Source organism: Enterococcus sp. C63 (assembly GCF_040887215.1).
Classification (GTDB): Bacteria; Bacillota; Bacilli; order Lactobacillales; family Enterococcaceae; genus Enterococcus_B; species Enterococcus_B hirae.
The window spans coordinates 258,204-278,120 of record NZ_JBFOFI010000001.1 but is presented as its reverse complement, the minus strand read 5'-3'; the positions used below and the strand labels follow the sequence as shown (position 1 = coordinate 278,120).

At 36.5% G+C, this 19,917-nt stretch carries 18 protein-coding genes; 13 read left to right on the top strand and 5 right to left on the bottom strand.

Features of this window, described 5'->3' with window-relative positions:
• Nucleotides 1–157: 157 nt before the first annotated feature.
• From AB3H90_RS01250 to AB3H90_RS01230, 5 genes are all read right to left on the bottom strand, one after another.
• Nucleotides 158–1,183, bottom strand: coding sequence for an AI-2E family transporter (locus tag AB3H90_RS01250; protein ID WP_010737621.1), 1,026 nt, complete (start codon nt 1,181–1,183; stop codon nt 158–160).
• A gap of 131 nt (nt 1,184–1,314) precedes the next feature.
• Entirely contained in the window at nt 1,315–1,746 is a 432-nt protein-coding gene (locus AB3H90_RS01245) for a MarR family winged helix-turn-helix transcriptional regulator (protein ID WP_368015997.1), read from the bottom strand.
• Nucleotides 1,747–1,804: 58 nt separating this feature from the next.
• Nucleotides 1,805–2,215, bottom strand: coding sequence for an organic hydroperoxide resistance protein (locus AB3H90_RS01240; RefSeq protein ID WP_010719118.1), 411 nt, complete (start codon nt 2,213–2,215; stop codon nt 1,805–1,807).
• A gap of 208 nt (nt 2,216–2,423) precedes the next feature.
• Nucleotides 2,424–3,272, bottom strand: a complete 849-nt coding sequence (locus AB3H90_RS01235) for a YitT family protein (protein ID WP_368015996.1) — start codon at nt 3,270–3,272, stop codon at nt 2,424–2,426.
• A 279-nt stretch (nt 3,273–3,551) separates the two neighbouring features.
• A complete protein-coding gene (locus tag AB3H90_RS01230) occupies nt 3,552–3,941 on the bottom strand; it encodes a PaaI family thioesterase (RefSeq protein WP_096709094.1) in 390 nt (129 codons plus the stop codon).
• A 128-nt stretch (nt 3,942–4,069) separates the two neighbouring features.
• Between AB3H90_RS01230 and menB the strand changes: the two genes are divergently transcribed.
• The 13 genes from menB (at nt 4,070) to AB3H90_RS01165 (ending at nt 19,741) form a co-directional block, all read left to right on the top strand.
• Entirely contained in the window at nt 4,070–4,885 is an 816-nt protein-coding gene (gene menB / locus AB3H90_RS01225; RefSeq protein ID WP_063627140.1) for a 1,4-dihydroxy-2-naphthoyl-CoA synthase, read from the top strand.
• Nucleotides 4,830–6,356 (top strand): o-succinylbenzoate--CoA ligase, encoded by a 1,527-nt coding sequence (menE, locus tag AB3H90_RS01220; RefSeq protein ID WP_368015995.1) that lies wholly within the window; start codon nt 4,830–4,832, stop codon nt 6,354–6,356. Before menB ends, menE begins: the two co-directional genes overlap by 56 nt.
• Entirely contained in the window at nt 6,337–7,698 is a 1,362-nt protein-coding gene (locus AB3H90_RS01215; protein ID WP_368015994.1) for an isochorismate synthase MenF, read from the top strand. Before menE ends, AB3H90_RS01215 begins: the two co-directional genes overlap by 20 nt.
• Entirely contained in the window at nt 7,695–9,443 is a 1,749-nt protein-coding gene (menD, locus tag AB3H90_RS01210) for a 2-succinyl-5-enolpyruvyl-6-hydroxy-3-cyclohexene-1-carboxylic-acid synthase (RefSeq protein WP_368015993.1), read from the top strand. The genes AB3H90_RS01215 and menD overlap by 4 nt, the downstream gene beginning before the upstream one ends.
• Nucleotides 9,436–10,272 (top strand): 2-succinyl-6-hydroxy-2,4-cyclohexadiene-1-carboxylate synthase, encoded by an 837-nt coding sequence (gene menH, locus AB3H90_RS01205; protein WP_368015992.1) that lies wholly within the window; start codon nt 9,436–9,438, stop codon nt 10,270–10,272. The genes menD and menH overlap by 8 nt, the downstream gene beginning before the upstream one ends.
• On the top strand, nt 10,262–11,371 hold the full coding sequence (menC, locus tag AB3H90_RS01200; protein ID WP_368016120.1) for an o-succinylbenzoate synthase: 1,110 nt from the start codon (nt 10,262–10,264) through the stop codon (nt 11,369–11,371). The genes menH and menC overlap by 11 nt, the downstream gene beginning before the upstream one ends.
• Nucleotides 11,372–11,700: 329 nt before the next feature.
• Nucleotides 11,701–13,470 carry a glycoside hydrolase family 13 protein gene (locus AB3H90_RS01195; protein WP_368015991.1) on the top strand — a complete coding sequence of 590 codons (1,770 nt, stop codon included), beginning with the start codon at nt 11,701–11,703 and terminating at the stop codon, nt 13,468–13,470.
• Nucleotides 13,471–13,568: 98 nt separating this feature from the next.
• Nucleotides 13,569–14,828 carry an extracellular solute-binding protein gene (locus AB3H90_RS01190; protein WP_368015990.1) on the top strand — a complete coding sequence of 420 codons (1,260 nt, stop codon included), beginning with the start codon at nt 13,569–13,571 and terminating at the stop codon, nt 14,826–14,828.
• Between the two features lie 393 nt (nt 14,829–15,221).
• The gene (locus AB3H90_RS01185; RefSeq protein ID WP_368015989.1) at nt 15,222–16,520 is read left to right on the top strand and encodes a carbohydrate ABC transporter permease; all 1,299 of its coding nucleotides are present in this window, start codon (nt 15,222–15,224) and stop codon (nt 16,518–16,520) included.
• Nucleotides 16,521–16,523: 3 nt separating this feature from the next.
• Nucleotides 16,524–17,375, top strand: coding sequence for a sugar ABC transporter permease (locus tag AB3H90_RS01180; RefSeq protein ID WP_010719130.1), 852 nt, complete (start codon nt 16,524–16,526; stop codon nt 17,373–17,375).
• A 12-nt stretch (nt 17,376–17,387) separates the two neighbouring features.
• Nucleotides 17,388–18,203 (top strand): maltodextrose utilization protein MalA, encoded by an 816-nt coding sequence (locus AB3H90_RS01175; RefSeq protein WP_034698022.1) that lies wholly within the window; start codon nt 17,388–17,390, stop codon nt 18,201–18,203.
• 149 nt (nt 18,204–18,352) lie between these two features.
• Nucleotides 18,353–19,519, top strand: a complete 1,167-nt coding sequence (locus tag AB3H90_RS01170) for a class I SAM-dependent methyltransferase (protein ID WP_010719132.1) — start codon at nt 18,353–18,355, stop codon at nt 19,517–19,519.
• Between the two features lie 51 nt (nt 19,520–19,570).
• A complete protein-coding gene (locus AB3H90_RS01165) occupies nt 19,571–19,741 on the top strand; it encodes a hypothetical protein (protein WP_368015988.1) in 171 nt (56 codons plus the stop codon).
• Nucleotides 19,742–19,917: the final 176 nt, after the last annotated feature.

Below are 19,917 nucleotides of genomic sequence, written 5' to 3'. Positions count from 1 at the left end.
AAGTGTGCGGTGTTCTAGAAAATTTTAGCGGAAAATAAGCCGAAGAATGCCCTAACTAGAAGGGATTCTTCGACTTATTTCTCAGAGCTAGAGACGTTACAAAATTTTTATGACAATTAAACTGAAGTAAATCTTACAGGTTCTGATTCAAAGAAAGTCACTCTTTGAGGGGATGGTTGGGAATTTCTTTCACTTTTAATATATCTAATAAGAATGTAAAAATTGGAATACCAACAATCAAACCCCATACTCCTAAAAAGCGTTCGCTGATCAATAATACAATAAAGGTATAGAAAATCGGTAATTCTGTTTTACTAGACATCAATTTTGGATTCAAAACATAAGATTCAAGTAAATGGACGATTAAAATCGTTAATAAGATGTAAACCACATCTTTTATGCCACCTTGAGAATACGCAATAAAGGATAAGGGCACACAAGAGATAATGACACCAGCAACTGGGATCAAACTTAAAATAAAGATCATAATTGCTAAACTAAGCAACTGATGGAAACCAAAAGCAGCTAAAGCAATCGTTGTGAGGATCGTGTTTAATAAAGCAATAATGAACTGTGCCTCTAATACTAATCCAAAGGTATTGACAAATTTATCAGCAAAGTAATAAATGTCTTGGAAGAACCAAGAAAATTCGCCTTTTAAGAATAAGCGGGAAAATAGGATTGTTTTTTTCTTTTCGATCATAAAAAAGAAACTTAAGATAAAAGACATAGTAAAGGCGACAGCCATCTTACCAAAGTCTTGCAAATAGCCTAAAGCAATTGATGCACCATTTTGTAATTGTTCAAAGAAATCATTTCTTTCAATGTAATTATGGATATAAAGTAAAACCGGATCAGCGTCTTTGGGTTGATGTTCATAGAAATTGATGACTGATTTGACCATGTCAAATGTTTGGTGTACCAAGACGGGGATATAAATTGTAAATGCTAAATAGATTAGGTAAACCACAAGAGCATAAACAATAATGGTTAATACTCCGGTTGGAACCTTAATGAATCGTTGGATAATTTGCACTAAGTGAATCATTAAATACGTAAAAATAAAAGTTAGTAAAATTGTTGTAATCATGCTTCTTACAAGAAAAAGGACTACAATAATGATTAATAGAACAGTCATACGACGAATTTTTTCATTCGCCAAAAAGCGTTGGTAAACAGACAAATCAACAACCTCCAAGTAATTTAAGTCATAGCGTACATATTTGATTATAAAGCGGAAATAGGGAATTAGGAAGAAAAAAATAAAAACTGCAGACATTGATGAGCAATGTCTGCAGTTTGACTGTTTAGTTCCTAGTGTTTTTCCCGAAAATTAGTTAGCATTTTCTTGCTGAGTTTTTGCAAAAGAACAAGCTCATCCGGTTCAAGTGGAAGACTCGCTAATATTTTAACAGGAATATCTTTTGCTTTTTCTTCTAAAGCTTTTCCATTAGAAGTCAGTGATAGAATCGTAATACGCTCGTCTTTATCTGCTCTTCTTCTTTGAAGTAGGCCTTTGTCAGCCATTTTTTTTATGACGGGCGTCAAGGTTCCAGAATCTAAACAAAGTAAGCTACCAAGTTCTTTCATTGTGACTTGTTGGTTTTCCCATAAAACAAGCATTACCAGGTATTGCGTGTAAGTTAAATCTAAAGGCTTCAGCAAAGGGTTGTACGAGCGAATGATTTCTTTAGAGGTGGCATATAAAGGAAAGCACAACTGGTTTTCTAAATATAAATCTTCCATTTTCTCCACCTCGATTCTCGTAGTTCCTTGTTAGCATAGCTGATTTTATAATAAATGTCTAGCTGTTAACAGCAGTCAATGTCACTTCAATATTACCTGCAGTTGCTTTAGAATATGGGCAAACCTTATGAGCTGCTTCCAATAATTCTTGTGTTTCTTCTAAAGAAAGACCTTCAACATGACCTTCAATTTCAACGCCTAAAACAAAACTCATTTCATTTTCAGCATACAAAGATACTTGAGCACTGATGGTAGAAGCACCAGAGATATTTTTTTGATTTTTAATCAATTCTAACGCACTATTGAAACAAGCACTGAAACCTGCTGCAAATAATTGCTCAGGATTCGTTGCATCGGCTACACGACGTCCAGGAGCCGCAATTGCAAGTTCAAATGAATGATCTGGACTATGAACTTCACCTGAACGACCACCAGTATTGATCATTTTTGTAGAATACATTTTTTTCATAAAAAACACTCCTTTAAATTTGATTTTGTACAATTAAATTGTATACAACTTAATTGAGAAAGGCAACTAATTCGTTTCAGCATGGGCATAAAAAAACGAGCGACTACACGTTATGGTATCACTCGTTTTAGATAAATTATTTAAGCAGAATCAATTTTTAGAAGAAATACAAAAATAGAAGAGGAAGTATTTATGAATAAGCTTCTTATTACTCAATTGGATGGTAAGTGAAGCCACTACCAGTTACTTCAGCTACACTGCTGACAATCACAAAAGCAGTAGGGTCGATTTCTTCGATCAATGGTTTGACTCTTGAAAACTCCTGGTCTGTTACGACGATCAATAAAACTTCTTTAGATTTGCGGTTGTAGCCACCTTTTGCTTCTAATAAAGTTAAGCCACGACCAATTTCCGCACTTAAACGTTGGCGGATTTCTTCGATAGAGGTTTCGCTCATCACCATTATCGATTTTTTACGATTCATTCCTGTTTCAATATAAGACATTACAATCGAGGTAATGACGATCGAAAGAATGGCATATAAAAATTCTTCAAACCCAAAAATAAATAAATTAAGTGATACAACAAACGCATCTGTTACCAATAAACCAATCGAAGTATTCAAATGAAAGTACTTTTTGAAGATCAGTGGTGGAATAGTTGTTCCGCCACTTGAAGAATTATTTTTGTATAAAATAGCGACACCCAGAGCAAAGATCGCACTACCAAAGATCACTGAAAGTAAACGATCCGACGTAACCATCATTTCAGGGACGACCGCAATAATCAGCGGAAAGATAAGACTTCCAAAAAGCACTTTGAAAAAAGGTTTTTTTCCAAGAAATACAAGAGCTAATACCAACATGATGATATTTAATACTAAAATGACCATTGCACGATCAAAACCTAAAGCCGATTCTAAGAGAATACCTAAACCACTCACACCGCCTGCTGCGATATGGTGGGGGCCTAAAAACATATTGATACCTACGCCTAAAATGGTTAAGGCAAACATTATTTTTATGTATGTCCAAATCATCGTTTTCATTTGCTTCATCCATTCATTATTGTATTTTAATTTTTTAGTGCTTTTTTCATTATAACGTAATATTCACCTAAAGTTAACTACTATTTTAAAAAAATGTTAGGTTAGTCTAACATTTCAGATTGAGAAATAGAGGAGCTATGAGTTCACTATGTTGCTATAGATAGTGAATATTAATATTTTTTCTCGATTGAAATAAAAATGAAAGATGTCTTTTACTTTTACTTATTTCGATAAAGAGCAAATAAAGATGGAAATTTAATGGATAAAAGGTTGGACATAAATGCAACGTCATGTCGATTCATTACGAACAGTTAGTGTGCAAGAACCATTGGCAATAAGATGAGCAGGGGTTGGTTCGTTTTCTTTTTCTAAATAAATTTCAGCTGCCCAAAATTGGATAGAGCGTCCAATTTTAGTCGGACGTGCGATCACTCGTAATTGTCCATTTTGAGCGCTGTTAAGGTGGTTGACGTGTAAATCTACACCTACCGCATATTGTGGCGAGCTTAAATGTTGGTTAGCACCAATACTACAAGCGGTTTCAATCAAGATACCGTTGATTCCGCCATGAAGGAAGCCAAAAGGTTGGAGATGGATGTCAGAAATCGGTAGTAACAATTCAACCTGTTCTTTTGAGATAGATATTGTCTCAATCTGTAAATATTCGATTAAATTCATTTTTAGGTTTCATTCCTTTTTTTGTTTTTTTGAATAGTATAACAGAAATTCTTAAAAAACATAAAATTACAAACATTTTCTTTGGCTTTTGTGTATAATAAGAATGTTCAACTTAGAGGAGGAATAATATGAGAGAATGGCAAACAATTAAAGACTATGAAGAAATACTTTTTGAAAAACATGATAAAATAGCAAAAATAACAATTAATCGACCTCAAGTACACAATGCATTCACTCCAAAGACAGTGTTTGAAATGATTGAAGCTTTTACTATTTGTCGAGAGCGACAAGATATTGGTGTGATTATTTTAACCGGGGCAGGAGATCAAGCATTTTGTTCTGGTGGAGATCAAAAAGTTCGAGGAAATGGCGGGTATGTAGGTGATGATCAAATCCCTCGCTTGAATGTGCTAGATCTCCAACGCTTGATTCGGGTCATTCCAAAGCCTGTGATTGCTATGGTCAAAGGTTGGTCGATCGGTGGAGGCAATGTCTTACAACTTGTTTGTGACATCACAATTGCCGCTGAAAATGCGAAATTTGGACAAACAGGTCCGAATGTAGGAAGTTTTGACGGCGGTTATGGATCAGGCTATCTAGCTCGAGTGATCGGTCATAAAAAAGCAAAAGAAGTCTGGTTTATGACGAAACAGTATTCCGCAACAGAAGCTTTAGCAATGAATTGGATCAACACAGTGGTACCTTTAGCCGAAATTGAAGACGTAACGATAGAGTGGGCAGAAGAAATGTTGAAGAAAAGTCCTTTAGCATTAAGAATGATCAAGGCTGCAATGAACGCAGATACAGACGGACTAGCGGGGATCCAACAATTAGCAGGGGATGCCACTTTACTTTACTACACGATGGCTGAAGCTCAAGAAGGACGAGATGCATTCAAAGAAAAGAGAGAGCCGGACTTTGACCAATTTCCTAAATTTCCCTAAACAAAAACCAAATAGTTGGTTGCAACGACAAGCATTAAAACAGCCAGATCAGCCAGCCTTTTATACGAAAGATGCTTGTCTAACGTTTAGTGAATTGAATCACTATGTACAGCAACTTGCTTATTATTTCAAACGTTTTATAAGCAATCAACAAAAAACTATTAAAAGAGTAGCCATTTTGAGCGACAATCAGACAATGATGTATCAGTCGATCTTAGCTCTATGGGAATTAGGAATGGAGATCCAATTTCTAAATACAAGGTTAACCAGTGAAGAACTAGCTTATCAGTTAAAAGATGCCAATACACGACTATTGATCACTGAACATCCTGAACATTTTTCCTTTGAAAATGTAACCATCATTTCTTTCCCGAAAAAAAAGGAACTAATCGGGAGAATTAATGAACCACCAATTGATTTCGGCTATCAATTGGAGCAAATAGCCTCGATCATGTATACATCTGGGACTACTGGAAAGCCAAAAGGAGTACCTCAAACTTTTTCAAACCATCAAGCAAGTAGCCTAGCTACACAAAAAAGTATGGCTATCGAGTCTGGCGAGAATTGGCTTTGTTGCGTCCCGTTGTACCATATCAGTGGTTTATCGATTCTTTTACGTTCCCTTGTTTTAGGAATTAGCGTTCATTTATGTGAAAAATTTCACCCATCAGAAGTCAACCAACTGATTTTAAGCGAAAAAACCGCTTATTTGTCGTTAGTCACGAAAATGTTAAAAGATCTGTTGCCGTTTGTACCAGAAGACGGTTATCCTTCTTCTTTGAAGCAAGTTTTATTAGGTGGCGGTCCGATTGAATCTACCTTACTTGAAGACTGTTGCCAGTTGAAGCTACCCGTTATGTTGTCTTATGGCATGACAGAAACATGTTCCCAAGTTGTCGCAGGTAAAATCAATTTGCATTCAAAGTTTAAAGACACGGTTGGTCGTCCGCTAATGGGTGTGCAAATTAAAATCAATGGGACAGATCAAGCGAATGAATCTGGAGAAATTCTTTTGAAAGGTCCGTCGATCGTTAAAGGATATCTCAACGGACGAGATCGACATTCGTGGACGAAAGAGGGCTGGTTTTGTACTGGTGATTGGGGCTATTTAACAGATACTGGTGAACTAAAAATTCTTAGTCGAATGAGTGAGCGAATCATCTCTGGCGGAGAAAATATTTACCCTGCTGAGATTGAAGCAATTTTTTTAAAAAGTCAGAAAATTACAGAGGCTATTGTTATTGGTAGAGCCGATCCTAACTGGGGGCAACGCCCAGTAGCTTATTTGAAATTAATAGATAAGGTCAGCGTTAATGAAATTTGCAATCTCATGGAGCCACTTGCTTCCTATAAACATCCTGACGAAATTTTTGTCATCCATGATCTACCAAAAACAGCCTCAGGAAAACCATTAAAACGACTTTTTTTAACAGAAGAAAGAGTGAACTATATTGACTACCAACTTATTTAATCTAAATCTACAGGAAGTACCTGAAGCTGACTATGTATGTTATAGCTTTAAGATTCCTTATGAACCGTTAGCAAATCTCTTTGCAAAAGCGAGTGACTTTAAAGGCACACGTTTCTTTTGGCAAACGCCAGACAAAAATGTCGGTTTCTTGGGGTTTGGGCGTAATCTTTTAAAGAAGCGTGGAAACTGGTCCACCGAAGACCTGATAAATGCTAAACAAGAGTTTTTTAAAAAACTTTCGTTTCTGGTTCCTGAAAAAGAGACTCCGATTCTTTTTGGAGGATTACCTTTCGATGCTGAAAACAAAAAACAAGCGCCTATTTGGGGAGAATTGGCAGAGGGCTGTTTTATTCTACCCGAACTATTAATCAAGCAAAATCATCAACAACTAACCGTTGTAATAACCGCAAGGAATCATTTTAAAACTTTAAAAAAACTCGATGAGTTTATTAAAGAAAAAATGAGACTCATTAATGAAATGAAAGAGCGATGTGTCCCAGATTTTTCGCCAAGTCAAATATTAAAAGAAACTGAAGTAGCTGTTCCTCATTTCTTAAAAGCTGTTGAAGAGACGATCGAAGTCACAGCAAATAAAAAATCAGCACTTAAAAAAGTGGTTTTAGCAAGACAGATTCAATTAGTTGGCAAAGAATTTTCTGTTGAAAAAATCTTACTTCATCTGATTAGTCAACAACCAAACACCTATCACTTTGTTTTAGAAGCAAAAGGTCAAGCGTTTATTGGCGCAACACCTGAACGTTTGCTTCAGGCGACTGATACCCATTTTTTGACCGCTAGCATTGCTGGCTCTATCGCTAGAAGTTCAAACGAAAGAGAAGACGTTACATTGGGAGAGAAACTTTTAAAAGACTCTAAAAATATTGGAGAACACCAATTAGTCGTCGAACGTTTAACAGAACAGATGCACTCATTTATTAAGGGGAAACTAACAGTATCAGAAAAAAGTCTTTTAAAAAACCGAGACATTCAACATCTTTGTTTGACGTTGAAAGGGAGCCGTCAGGACGGTTTCTCATTTTTAGAAGTCATACGACAACTACATCCTTCACCAGCTTTAGGCGGTGTTCCTAAACAGGCAGCCATTGATTGGATAGCGGAAAAAGAACCTATTGGGCGAGGGTTATACGGTGGTCCAATTGGCTGGTGTAGTTTAACTGAGGATGTTGGTGAATTTGCAGTTGGTATTCGTTCTGGAGTAGTGAGTGATACTGAGGTCCAGTTGTATGCTGGCTGTGGAATTGTGCCAGATTCAACGCCTGAAGCGGAATACTTAGAAACTGCTCTAAAATTTCAACCGATGATTCGAGGTGTAAAAGAATGACGAACACAAAAGAGCTGACTGCTTATTTATTAGCATTTATCCATGGATTGAAAGAAAGTGGATTAAAAGAAATGGTCATTAGCCCAGGATCACGTTCGACAACACTGGCCTTATTGGCTTATCGTGACCCGGAAATCAATTGCTATATCAACGTGGACGAGCGTTCGGCTGCTTTTTTTGCGCTTGGTTTAGCAAAAGCACAAAAGGAACCTGTGGGTCTGATTTGCACATCAGGAACTGCTGCAGCAAATTATTATCCAGCCATTTGTGAAGCTGAGGCGTCAAATGTTCCACTCGTTGTGTTGACCGCTGACCGTCCACCAGAGGCGCAGGGCGTAGGAGCACCACAAACGATGGATCAGCAACATTTGTATGGAAGCCATGTCAAAAAGTATATCGGAATGGCTTTGCCAGAAGAAGGAGAATCTTTTGAAAGATATGCGTTTTTTCAGGGTTGGGAGAGTGCGGCTGCTGCAATAAAAATTCCTAAAGGACCTGTACATGTGAATCTACCTTTTCGAGAACCTTTACTGCCGGATTTATCACAATCATTTACACGTCATTATTCAAGAAAAGGGGAAACGATCAATAAAGTAACTTCCTTTTCGTTACCAGAACTTGATTCTTGGTTGACCAAAAAAGGGTTGATTATTGTTGGAAGAGAATTGACCACACGACAGGCAACGAAAATGATTGAACTAGCTGAAATCGTAGGATGGCCTATTCTTGGTGATCCACTTACAAATTTAGGAAATTGCGGGAAAGAAAGCGACAATTATATTTCTCATGTTGATTTGATCTTTGCCGATCAACGCTTAGAAACACCCGAAATCGTTTGGCAGTTTGGTAACTTGCCATTGGCCAAAAACCTCATGCTTTATTTAAAGCAGTCAAAAGAACTGACTTATGTCATCATTGATGAAAGCGAATCTTGGAAAGACTGGTTACATCAAAGTAATTATGTTTTACCAATTGATCCACTGACGTTTTGTAGCATGGTTAAGAACATGAGCGATGAAGCATTTCATACTCATGAAGATAGAAACTGGTTATCCTACTGGCAAGAAAGAGCAAAGCTTGCTCGACAAACGATAGAAACAACCTTACCCTTAGAGGCCTATAACGAAAGCAATGCCAGTAAGCATCTTTTTCAGTTGCTAGAGTCTGACGAAACGCTCTTCTTGTCCAATAGTAATGCTATTCGTTTTATTGATCGCTACGCTGGTTTTTCAAAACAACGATTTTCAGTCTATGGGAATCGGGGAGTAAATGGTATTGACGGGATTGTTTCAACAGCTGCAGGTATTTGTGCGGCTAAGAAACAGCAGATGTTTTTGTTGATTGGTGACTTAGCTTTGTTTCATGATATGAATGGGTTACAAATAATCAAAGAACTTGAGCTGCCGGTGACTGTGATCGTTTTGAATAATAACGGGGGAGGTATCTTTTCTTTCCTTCCTCAAAGGGAATTAGATAACTCCTTTTTTGATCCTTTGTTTTCAACACCCTTACATCTAGACTTGGAGAAAGTGGCAGATCTGTACTGCGGCGCTTATAAAAAGCCCAAATCGCTGACTGAATTTGAACAAATAGTTTGTGAAAGTCGAGAAAGAATAGACAGTAAAGACAATAGAGAAGAGAAAGAAAATTCAACTTGGACGTTGATTGAAGTCGTTGGCGAACAAAAAGCACCAGCAGAGCTTTGGCAACACATGATTGAGGGATACGGTAATCGAAATGAGTGAGGGAAAAATAAAAATCAATGGTGTTAATTATGCTTATCGTTGGTTACAGCGAACATCTCCAATGAGACCTACTATCATTTGTTTACACGGATTTACCGGAACTTCCATGAGCTTTTCTTTGCCTTTTCAAGATTTAAATATTTTAGCAATCGATTTGATCGGGCATGGTAAGACGGATGTTTATGTTCATCCTTATCGCTATAAGCTTCCATTACTTGTTCAAGATTTAGCACAATTGGTTTTGCAATTAAAGATCGATGCCTTTTATTTGTTGGGGTATTCCATGGGGGCCCGTACCGCGTTAACTTGGCTGATTGAACAACCAAAAGGAATTTTAGGCATCATTATGGAAAGTGGTACACCAGGCATCAGTTCTGTAAGCGAAAGACTCATACGTCAAAAAAAAGATCTTCTATTAGCGCAAAAGATCATGACTGAACCATTGTCTGGTTTTGTAGATTATTGGGAATCAATTCCATTATTTGAAAGTCAAAAAGAACTACCTGATTCGACAAGAAGAAAGATTCGCAAAGGAAGACTTATGCAACAACCAATTGGTTTGGCGCTTAGTTTGATGTACATGGGAACTGGGCAACAGACGAATTACTGGCCATCGCTTAGAAATATCCAAAGACCGATCCTTTATTTAGCAGGAGAATATGATATTAAGTTTCAAAAAATCGGAAAAAAATTGGTTGTAGAAAATAGTCTGTTTTCCATGGCGTTGGTTCCCAAAAGTGGACACTGTATTCATCTAGAACAGCCAACGAAATTTGTTTCCCTAGTAAATCAATGGATAATGGAGAAAGAAAAAAGTGATACAAATTAGAAAAATCGAGCAATTACAACTTAAATTACCTTTGACTACCCCTTTTGAAACGAGTTATGGAATTCTAACTGAAAAAGCGTTTGATTTATTGATAATCGAGGATGAATTAGGCAATCAAGGAGTAGGAGAGTTGGTTTCTTTCCAACAAGCGGACTATATTGAAGAAACGATCGACATGAGTCGCTTGATCATCAAAAATGAATTGATTCCTTTACTTACTATGTCTCCAATCAAAGAGCCTTTCGAAGTTCAGCGACGATTGACGAAAGTGCAAGGGAATTTTATGGCAAAAGCAGCCTTGGAAACAGCTATTTGGGATTTATATGCCAGACGAAAGAATGTCAGTTTCCGAGAAATTTTCAAAAGTACGAAAACAGAATTAGCAGTTGGGATTAGTTTAGGTATCCACACAGATTCTGCAAAATTGTTAAAACAAGCTCGAATGTATGTTTCTCAAGGCTATACGCGGTTGAAGTTAAAAATCAAACCAGATTACGATATCGAACCATTAACCTTATTACGAAAGGAATTTCCTCACTTACTTTTGATGGCAGATGCCAATTCTGCTTATACATTAAAGGATCTACCGGTATTGTTAGAATTGGATCGATTAAACCTAGCGATGATTGAACAGCCTTTTAATCAACGGGATTTTATCGAGCATGCGTATTTACAGAAACAATTAAAAACACCAATTTGTTTAGATGAGAATATTCGTACACTAAATGATGTTAAAACCGCTCATACCTTGGGAAGTTGTCGTGGGATTAATCTAAAAATCCCCAGAGTGGGTGGGATCGCTGAGGCATTATCCATCGTAACATTTTGTCGTGAACATAACTTGACGGTGTGGCTAGGTGGAATGTTTGAATCGGGAGTAGGACGTTGCTTAAATATACAATTTGCCAGCCAAAATGACTTTACTTTCCCTAGCGATATATCGGCATCAGATCGCTATTACTACGATGATATCATCAAAAATAAAGCTTGCCTCACTGATGGGAAACTTGCAGTTCCCTTAGGAAAAGGCAATGGGGCAGTCCTTGATCAAGAAAAAATCGAACGTTATTGCTACAAAAAGGAACTCCTTTTTTCTTAATAATAAACGTTTGACAAATAATATGATCACTGTGGTCGTTTTAGAGATACACCAAGTAATCAGAAAGAATCCAAAAGCAGCTCTTTCTCTTTTGGATTCTTTCTTTTTGTTGAACTTTTTTTATATGAATCAGCAAGTAGCGAGTATAAAATTACACTTTCTACAATACCGATAATTCAGCTAATGTCGCCATTGACCTAACTTCTCCTTTTGATGAGATAATCATGGGAAACAGAATTCTGTTACCGATAACATAAATGAAAGCTTTGTCTTTTGTTGTTCACTCTTTTATAGTGAACACGTAATCTTAAATATGAAGGAGGAAATACATGAACACCGCAGCAATTTATCATCGACCGGAAAGTGAATATGCTTTTTTATATACAGCTGATACTTTCAGAATTCGTTTACGTACCTGTAAAGACGATGTAAAAATGGTTTATCTTATTAGTGGCGATCCTTATACGATTGATTTACAAAAATGGTATCTGGAAGAAATACCAATGAAAAAAAGTCTGAGTACTTTAGTTCATGATTACTGGGAAGTGGAACAAACAAGCTCGACTAGAAGGTTACAATATGGGTTTCATATCGTAGGGATTGATGGCACAGAATGTTTTTACGGGGATCAAGGGATTTTTGCGTATGAACCAGCAAACTTAGCAGAAGCAAATTACTATTTCCGGATACCCTATTTTCATGAAATTGATCGTTTCAAAGTACCGCAATGGGCAAAAGAAACGATTTGGTACCAAATATTTCCTGAACGATTTGCGAATGGCGACTCAACTAACGATCCAGCTCATACGCTACCATGGGGAAGTAAAGCACCTGACCGAGATGATTTCTTTGGTGGTGATTTACAGGGTGTGATTGATCACCTCGATTACTTAGTCGATTTGGGAATCAATGGTATTTATTTTTGCCCGATTTTCCAAGCTATGTCTAATCATAAATACGATACGATCGACTATTTGAAGGTTGATCCAGCCTTTGGTGACGAACGCTTGTTAAAAGAATTAATCGAAAAAGCGCATAAAAAGGGTATCCGCATTATGTTAGATGCTGTTTTCAATCATATTGGTAGTGACTCGCCCCAATGGCAAGATGTGATCAAAAATGGCGAAAAATCAATTTATAAAGATTGGTTCCATATTCATTCTTTTCCTGTGGATGCCTATCAAATGACGAATTTACCCGAAACAGCAGCAAATTTATCTTATGATACGTTTGCTTTTACACCTTTCATGCCTAAACTCAACACAGCAAATCCTGAGGTTCAATCGTATTTACTAGATATTGCTGCTTATTGGGTGAAAGAATTTGATATTGATGGGTGGCGTTTAGATGTCGCTAATGAAGTCGATCATCATTTCTGGAAATTGTTCCATGAAAAAGTCACTGCAATCAAACCAGATATTTATATTTTAGGCGAAATCTGGCATTCATCCCAAGCTTGGTTACAAGGAGATGAGTTCCATGCTGTAATGAACTATGCGTTTACAGACTCAATCAAAGACTATTTTGTCAAACGAAAAATCACTGCTTCACAAATGGCAAGTGGCATGAACCATCAGCAGATGCTGTACCAAGATCAAGTAAACGAAGGGACATTTAATTTATTAGATTCCCACGATACTGCGAGAATCCTAACCTTGTGTAATGGAAATAAAGAGTTGATGAAAGCTGTACTTACTTTCATGTTTTTACAAAAAGGCGCACCTTGTATTTATTACGGAACGGAAATCGGATTGACTGGAGAAGATGATCCTGATTGTCGTAAATGTATGATCTGGGAGAAAGAGCAACAAGATACGGAATTATACGGTTTTATTAAAGAATTGATTTATCTTCGGAAACGATTATCTGAAATTTTAATCACAGGTACGATTTGCTGGGAGCTAATTGATGATAGTCAAGACGTGATTCATTTTTCTCGTGAATTGAACGGCCAAAAGATCCATGCTATTTTTAATCAATCTTCTACAAGTTATTTGGTTGATCAGAAAAATGAAATTATCTTAAGCCAAAATAGTGAATTATTAAATGATGGGAAAGCTGAAATTCAACAATTCGGATTCATTTTGATGTGTGAATAACTTGTTACCGGTAACATGCAGAAAGCGTTTGCAAGTTGTCGTTTTATAACAGTATACTCTTTATACAAACAACATTTATGGAAGTGGAGGAACAAAAAGTGAAGAAAAACTATGTTAAAAAATTAGGGTTGGGTTTATTGTCACTTGGTATTTTAGGTGGATTAGCAGCTTGTGGTAATGGAAAAGCTGATACAGCTAGCAGTGGAAATGATGAAAAAACATTAACTGTATCGGTAGATTCTGGTTATAAAGATTACATCAATGAGATCAAGGGTGATTTTGAAAAAGAGAATGATGTCAAAATCAAGCTAGTTGAAAAAGATATGTTCGATCAATTAGAAGCGCTTTCTTTGGATGGACCTGCCGGTAAAGGACCAGATGTGATGATGGCAGCCTATGATCGAATTGGTGCGTTAGGACAACAAGGCCATTTAGCGGAAGTCAAATTAGGAAATGAAGCCGACTATGATGAAACAGATAAAGCACAAGTGACCTATGACGGAAAAATTTACGGCGAACCAGCGGTGATCGAAACATTAGTCTTGTACTACAACAAGGATCTAGTAGATGCAGCACCAACCACTTTCAAAGAATTAGAAAATCTAGCCAAAGACAAACGCTTTGCCTTTGAATCAGAAGCAGGAAAAAATACTGGATTCTTAGCAAAATGGACTGATTTCTATTATTCTTATGGTTTACTAGCAGGCTATGGCGGGTATGTTTTTGGTGACAACGGAACTAATCCATCAGATATTGGTCTAAATAATGCAGGATCAATCGAAGGAATCACTTATGCTACAAACTGGTTCCAAAATGTTTGGCCAAAAGGGATGCAAGATATCAAGAGTGCAGGCGATTTCGTTAGCCAACAATTCATGTCTAACAAAGCAGCAGCAATCATTGATGGTCCTTGGCAAGCACAAACTTATAAAGACAACAAAATCAATTATGGGGTAGCAAAAATTCCAACATTGAACAACGGCGAATCTTATCAACCGTTTGGTGGAGGAAAAGGTTGGGTAGCAAGTAACTATTCTAAAAACAAAGAATTATCACAAAAATGGTTAGACTATGTGACAAACACAAAAAATCAAGAAAAATTCTTTGAAATGGTCAATGAGATTCCAGCCAATCAAGCAGCACGTGAAACAGCTAAATCAAAAAATGATGAATTGACAACTGCGGTGATTGATCAGTATGAAACTGCGCAAGCAATGCCAAATATTCCAGAAATGGCTGAAGTTTGGACTGGTGCTGAAAACTTAATGTTTGATGCAGCTTCAGGTTCTAAATCGCCAAAAGAATCTGCTAACCAAGCAGTGAAAACCATAAAAGAAGCGATTGAGCAAAAATATTAAAAGTAACAAAGCGATCTCTATTCACGATCAAATGGATATTTTTACTAGATGTGGTGATAATAGACCACTAAATCTCATTTGGTCAACCAAATCATAAAACAAATCATGGATCAATAGGTGAAACAGTTGAACGGTGTATTTTCTTTAACTGTTTCACATTGATTCGTGTGAATAACATCCACGAGCAGAGTTTTTTATAGCAACTGAGTGAGGACTACAAATGAATGGAAAATTGTTTTTGATAGCAATTATTGATGACTGTCATGGATAGCTACTATTTATAGTTACTATGTATAACTGCTATGAATAGTTACTTATAGATGGCTATTATGGATAGCCGACTGATTCATTTCCTTGCGCAAAGAATAAAATAGTAGTACTGGGGGTATCGTTATGCAAGACGAACAAAATAATATCAATGTAAGAAAAATTACACTTATGTCTCTCATACCTGGCTTAGGGCAATTTGCTAATGGCCAAGCGTTCAAAGGAATCGTATTTCTAGGTATTTTCGTAGCATTTATTCTACAACTGATAGTTGGTGGCTTCCACTCTTTGATTGGCATAGTCACACTGGGAACGGTTCCGATGGAGGATCACTCCTTATTTATTTTGATTCAAGGAACGCTGCAACTAATCATTACGGTTATTTTTTTTATTTTCTATGGACTGAATCTGTTAGATGCCAAACGTGTCGCAGTTTTACGCAAAGAAGGTAAGAAAATCAACCGAACGATGAAGGAAGTTATACATAATATTGGTGATGAGGGTTTTCCTTATTTGCTTACACTTCCAGCCTATCTTTTGATGATTTTTACGATTATTTTTCCAGTTCTAGTCACATTATTTACAGCATTTACCAACTATGATTTCAAACATATCCCACCTGCTAGTTTGATTGATTGGATCGGAGTAAAAAACTTTTTTAGTATCTTCTTCTTAAGTTCTTACCGTAATACCTTTTTCTCTGTGTTTTCTTGGACTGTTATTTGGACACTATGTGCAACGACACTTCAAATCACATTAGGTATTTTTACAGCCGTTATTGCTCACCAAAAATTTATTAAATTTAGACGTTTTTTTGGTATTATTTTCCTTTTACCATGGGCGGTACCAGCATTTATAACAATTATGAGTTTCTCTAATATCTTCAATGATAGTGTGGGGGCGATCAACACCCAAGTGATTCCTTTTATCAATCATCTGCCATTCGTAGACATTAGCGCGATTTCATGGAAAACAGATCCATTTTGGACGAAAGTTGCGATCATTATGGTTCAAGGGTGGTTAGGATTCCCTTATATCTATGTCATGGTAACAGGTATTTTACAATCCATTTCTGAAGATTTATATGAAGCAGCAAAAATCGATGGTGCAAATGCTTGGAAACGTTTCTCTAATATCACGTTACCGGCTATTTTTCTAGTAGCAGCGCCAACGTTTATTACTCAGTATACTGGTAATTTCAACAATTTCTCGATGATTTATTTATTTAACAACGGTGGTCCTGGAAGTGTAGGAGGGGGCGCAGGTTCAACAGATATCTTGATTTCTTGGATCTATAAACTAACGACGGGAACCTCGCCACAATACTCCATGGCTTCAGCCATTACACTAATTATTTCTGCAATTGTCATTTGTGTTTCTTTACTTGTGTTTAAAAAGACTAATGCATTTAATATGGAGGACTAAGCGATGAAACAATTTAATTCAAGTGCTAAATTCCAACGAAGATTGTCACAATTCTTGACCTATGTTTTTTTGATTCTTTTGTCGATCATCATTATCTATCCATTGTTGATTACAGCCAGTACAGCATTTAAATCAGGTAATATCGCTGCTTTTAGTCTGGATTTATCCAGTGACTGGACACTAGAAAATTTTAGACGGCTATTCTCAGAAACGTTATATGGTACTTGGTATAAAAATACCTTGATTATTTCCATTTTAACAATGGTTATCCAAGTGACTGTTGTAACTTTGGCTGGTTACACTTATAGTCGTTACCGTTTCATTGGACGCAAATCAAGCTTGATGTTTTTCCTGGTGATTCAAATGGTTCCAACGATGGCTGCATTGACCGCTTTTTACGTCATGGCTTTTCTACTTAACGCCTTAGATCGATACTGGTTCTTAACAATGATCTATATTGGTGGGGGAATTCCGATGAATACCTGGCTAATGAAAGGTTATTTTGATACTGTTCCACTTGATTTAGATGAATCTGCTAAATTAGATGGAGCTGGTCATTTCCGGATTTTTCTACAAATCGTTTTACCGTTAGTTAAACCAATGATTGCCGTTCAAGCATTGTGGGCCTTTATGGGACCGTTTGGAGACTTCATGCTCGCTAAATTTTTACTACGCACACCAGAAAATCAAACAGTGGCAGTTGGTTTGCAAACATTCATTTCTGATGTGACAAATCAACGGGTTTCATTATTTGCCGCAGGAGCGATCCTCATTGCATTACCGATTTGTTTATTGTTCTTCTTTTTACAAAAAAACTTTGTCACTGGTTTGACTTCTGGTGGCACAAAAGGTTAGGAGCAGGTGTTGATGCAAACATTTCCTTTGAATTACTTTTCTCATTTAAATAGTCCTAGACGTCTTTTTGCTGGTAGAAGACAGTTGTCATGGCCTAAATTGAGTCTGATCTTTCTTTTCTTGGTCGCGTTGATGGTTATGCCGATTACCATGTATTATACCAATCAGGTAAAAGCAATCCCTATGGAGCAATTTTTGACAGTTCACCAACTAATCGATCAAGATGGAGTAAATAAATTTTCAGAATTACCCATGGAGAATGGGCAAATAAATCACTCACCAATAACGATTTATCAGAATAACGAAATACTGATTGGGTCAGGATTGACGAAAGAACAAAAAAACGAAAAAAACGCCTTTATTGATTTCGCAAAAAATCATTGGACAATCCAGCAAAAAGAACAGGGGCGTATAAGAACCTATCAAATGAATTACCAAGCGTCTTTCAATCCCGAATCAGTCCGAACGCCACAAGAGTTTCAAGCATTTTTAGAACAGGAATTTTACGCCAGTAATCGTCCAATGATTATTTTATCTTATAGTATGAGTTTAGGAATCATCTTATTTATAATGACTAGCTTCATTTTATTTGGTGCTTCTTTCTTTTTATGGCTAACTAGAAAGAGTCGTTTTTCTTCCATCCAAACATTCAAAGAAAGTGCCAATTTAATGTTGAATGTGATTGGAGTTGGCTCCATTATTGCCACGATTGTTGGATTCTTTTATTTTGATTTTGTTTTGATGTTAGGTATTCAATCAACTGTTTCAGTTCTTTTATTGCTATGGATTTTTGCTAAAACTGGATTTAAAGATGAAGTCAAGGCCTAAGATCATCAACTAATTATGAGAAAATAAATGTGAAAATAATGAAAATTTGATAGGTAACATAGATTTTTTTCTGAAAAATACCCTTCTGAGTTGATTCTTTTAATTTTTAGTATTAACGTTAAATAGTAGCAATTCTAAGGAGGAAAATCATGTTAGAAAAAACAGTATATAATCAATTATTTTCACGTTCTTTCTCCCTTCCAGTCGAAGTTACTTACTGGGATGGTACGACAAAACGCTATGGAGATACTGACAATCCTCCCCAAATCAAAATTAAGATCCATGAAGAAATACCAATGAAAGAAATCACAAATAACGCCTCTCTAGCTCTAGGTGAAGCTTACATGGATCATCGTATTGAGATTGAGGGAAGTATCCAAGCGTTGATCAACGATGCTTACCAACAAGCAAACAGCTTTTTAAGAGGGAGCGACTATTTAAAATGGCTTCCTAAAAAGCAAAAACACACAAAAAAACAAAATCAAGCAGATATTCATGCACATTATGATCTAGGAAATGATTTTTATGAAATGTGGCTAGATCCAACATTAACCTATTCTTGTGCTTATTTTGAGACACCTGAAGATACATTGGAACAAGCCCAAATCAATAAAGTCCACCACATCTTAGATAAACTTTTTATCAAGGATAATGATACGTTATTAGATATCGGTTGTGGTTGGGGAACCTTGATGTTTACAGCTATCAAAGAATACAATGTAAAAGCAACTGGTATTACCTTGAGTGAAGAACAATATAACCATATTACTAATCGGATCAAAGAAGAACATCTGGAAGATAAATGTCGGGTCTTATTAATGGATTATCGTGATCTAAAAGATGAAACGTTTGATCATATTACAAGTGTCGGGATGTTTGAACATGTGGGAGCAGACAACTTAAAAGAGTATTTTGGTGTCATCCAAAAATTACTAGCTCCTAAAGGAACAGCGTTGATTCACGGTATTACTCGTCAGCAAGGTGGGGCAGTTAATGCTTGGATCAACAAATATATTTTCCCGGGTGGATACATTCCAGGATTAGCAGAAATCGTAACAGATATTACGGATAATGATTTACAGTTAATTGATTTAGAAAGTTTGCGTCGGGACTATCAGCTTACTTTAGAACATTGGACAAATAATTTCCATAAAGTACAAGACAAGGTAACAGAAACTATGGGCGATTCCTTTTATCGAATGTGGGATCTTTACCTTCAAGCTTGTGCAGCATCTTTTGAATCAAGTAACATTGATGTTATCCAATACTTACTTGTTCAACCAAGTAATAATGATCTTCCAATGCATCGTGCATAAGGGGAGAAACCTAATAAAAAATATTAATTAAGATTCGCATGAAAAGAGGCTTTGAAAGAAGCGTTTAGCTCCTCCCTTGTTATTAAGGAGTTGCTTCTTGAACGCCGTGAATCAGAGGTCGTAAAAACATCGGGTAGCTCTGATGACAATAAGCCTGAATTTTTTGAAACAGCTTCTCATGTTTTGAAAAATTCAGGCTTATTTCAAGTAGCTGATGTTTGAACACCGTTTATTCGTTTTTAGAGATACTAGAAGAGACTGAGACAACTTTTGTCCCAGTCCCTTTTTTTTTGTGAAAATGTCTAATGCTGGCCAACCTATTTTTTAGATTTTTTATTAGCTAAAAAGGAGATGATTATCGAGCTGATTTTGCCAATAGAATAGAACAGATATTGAAA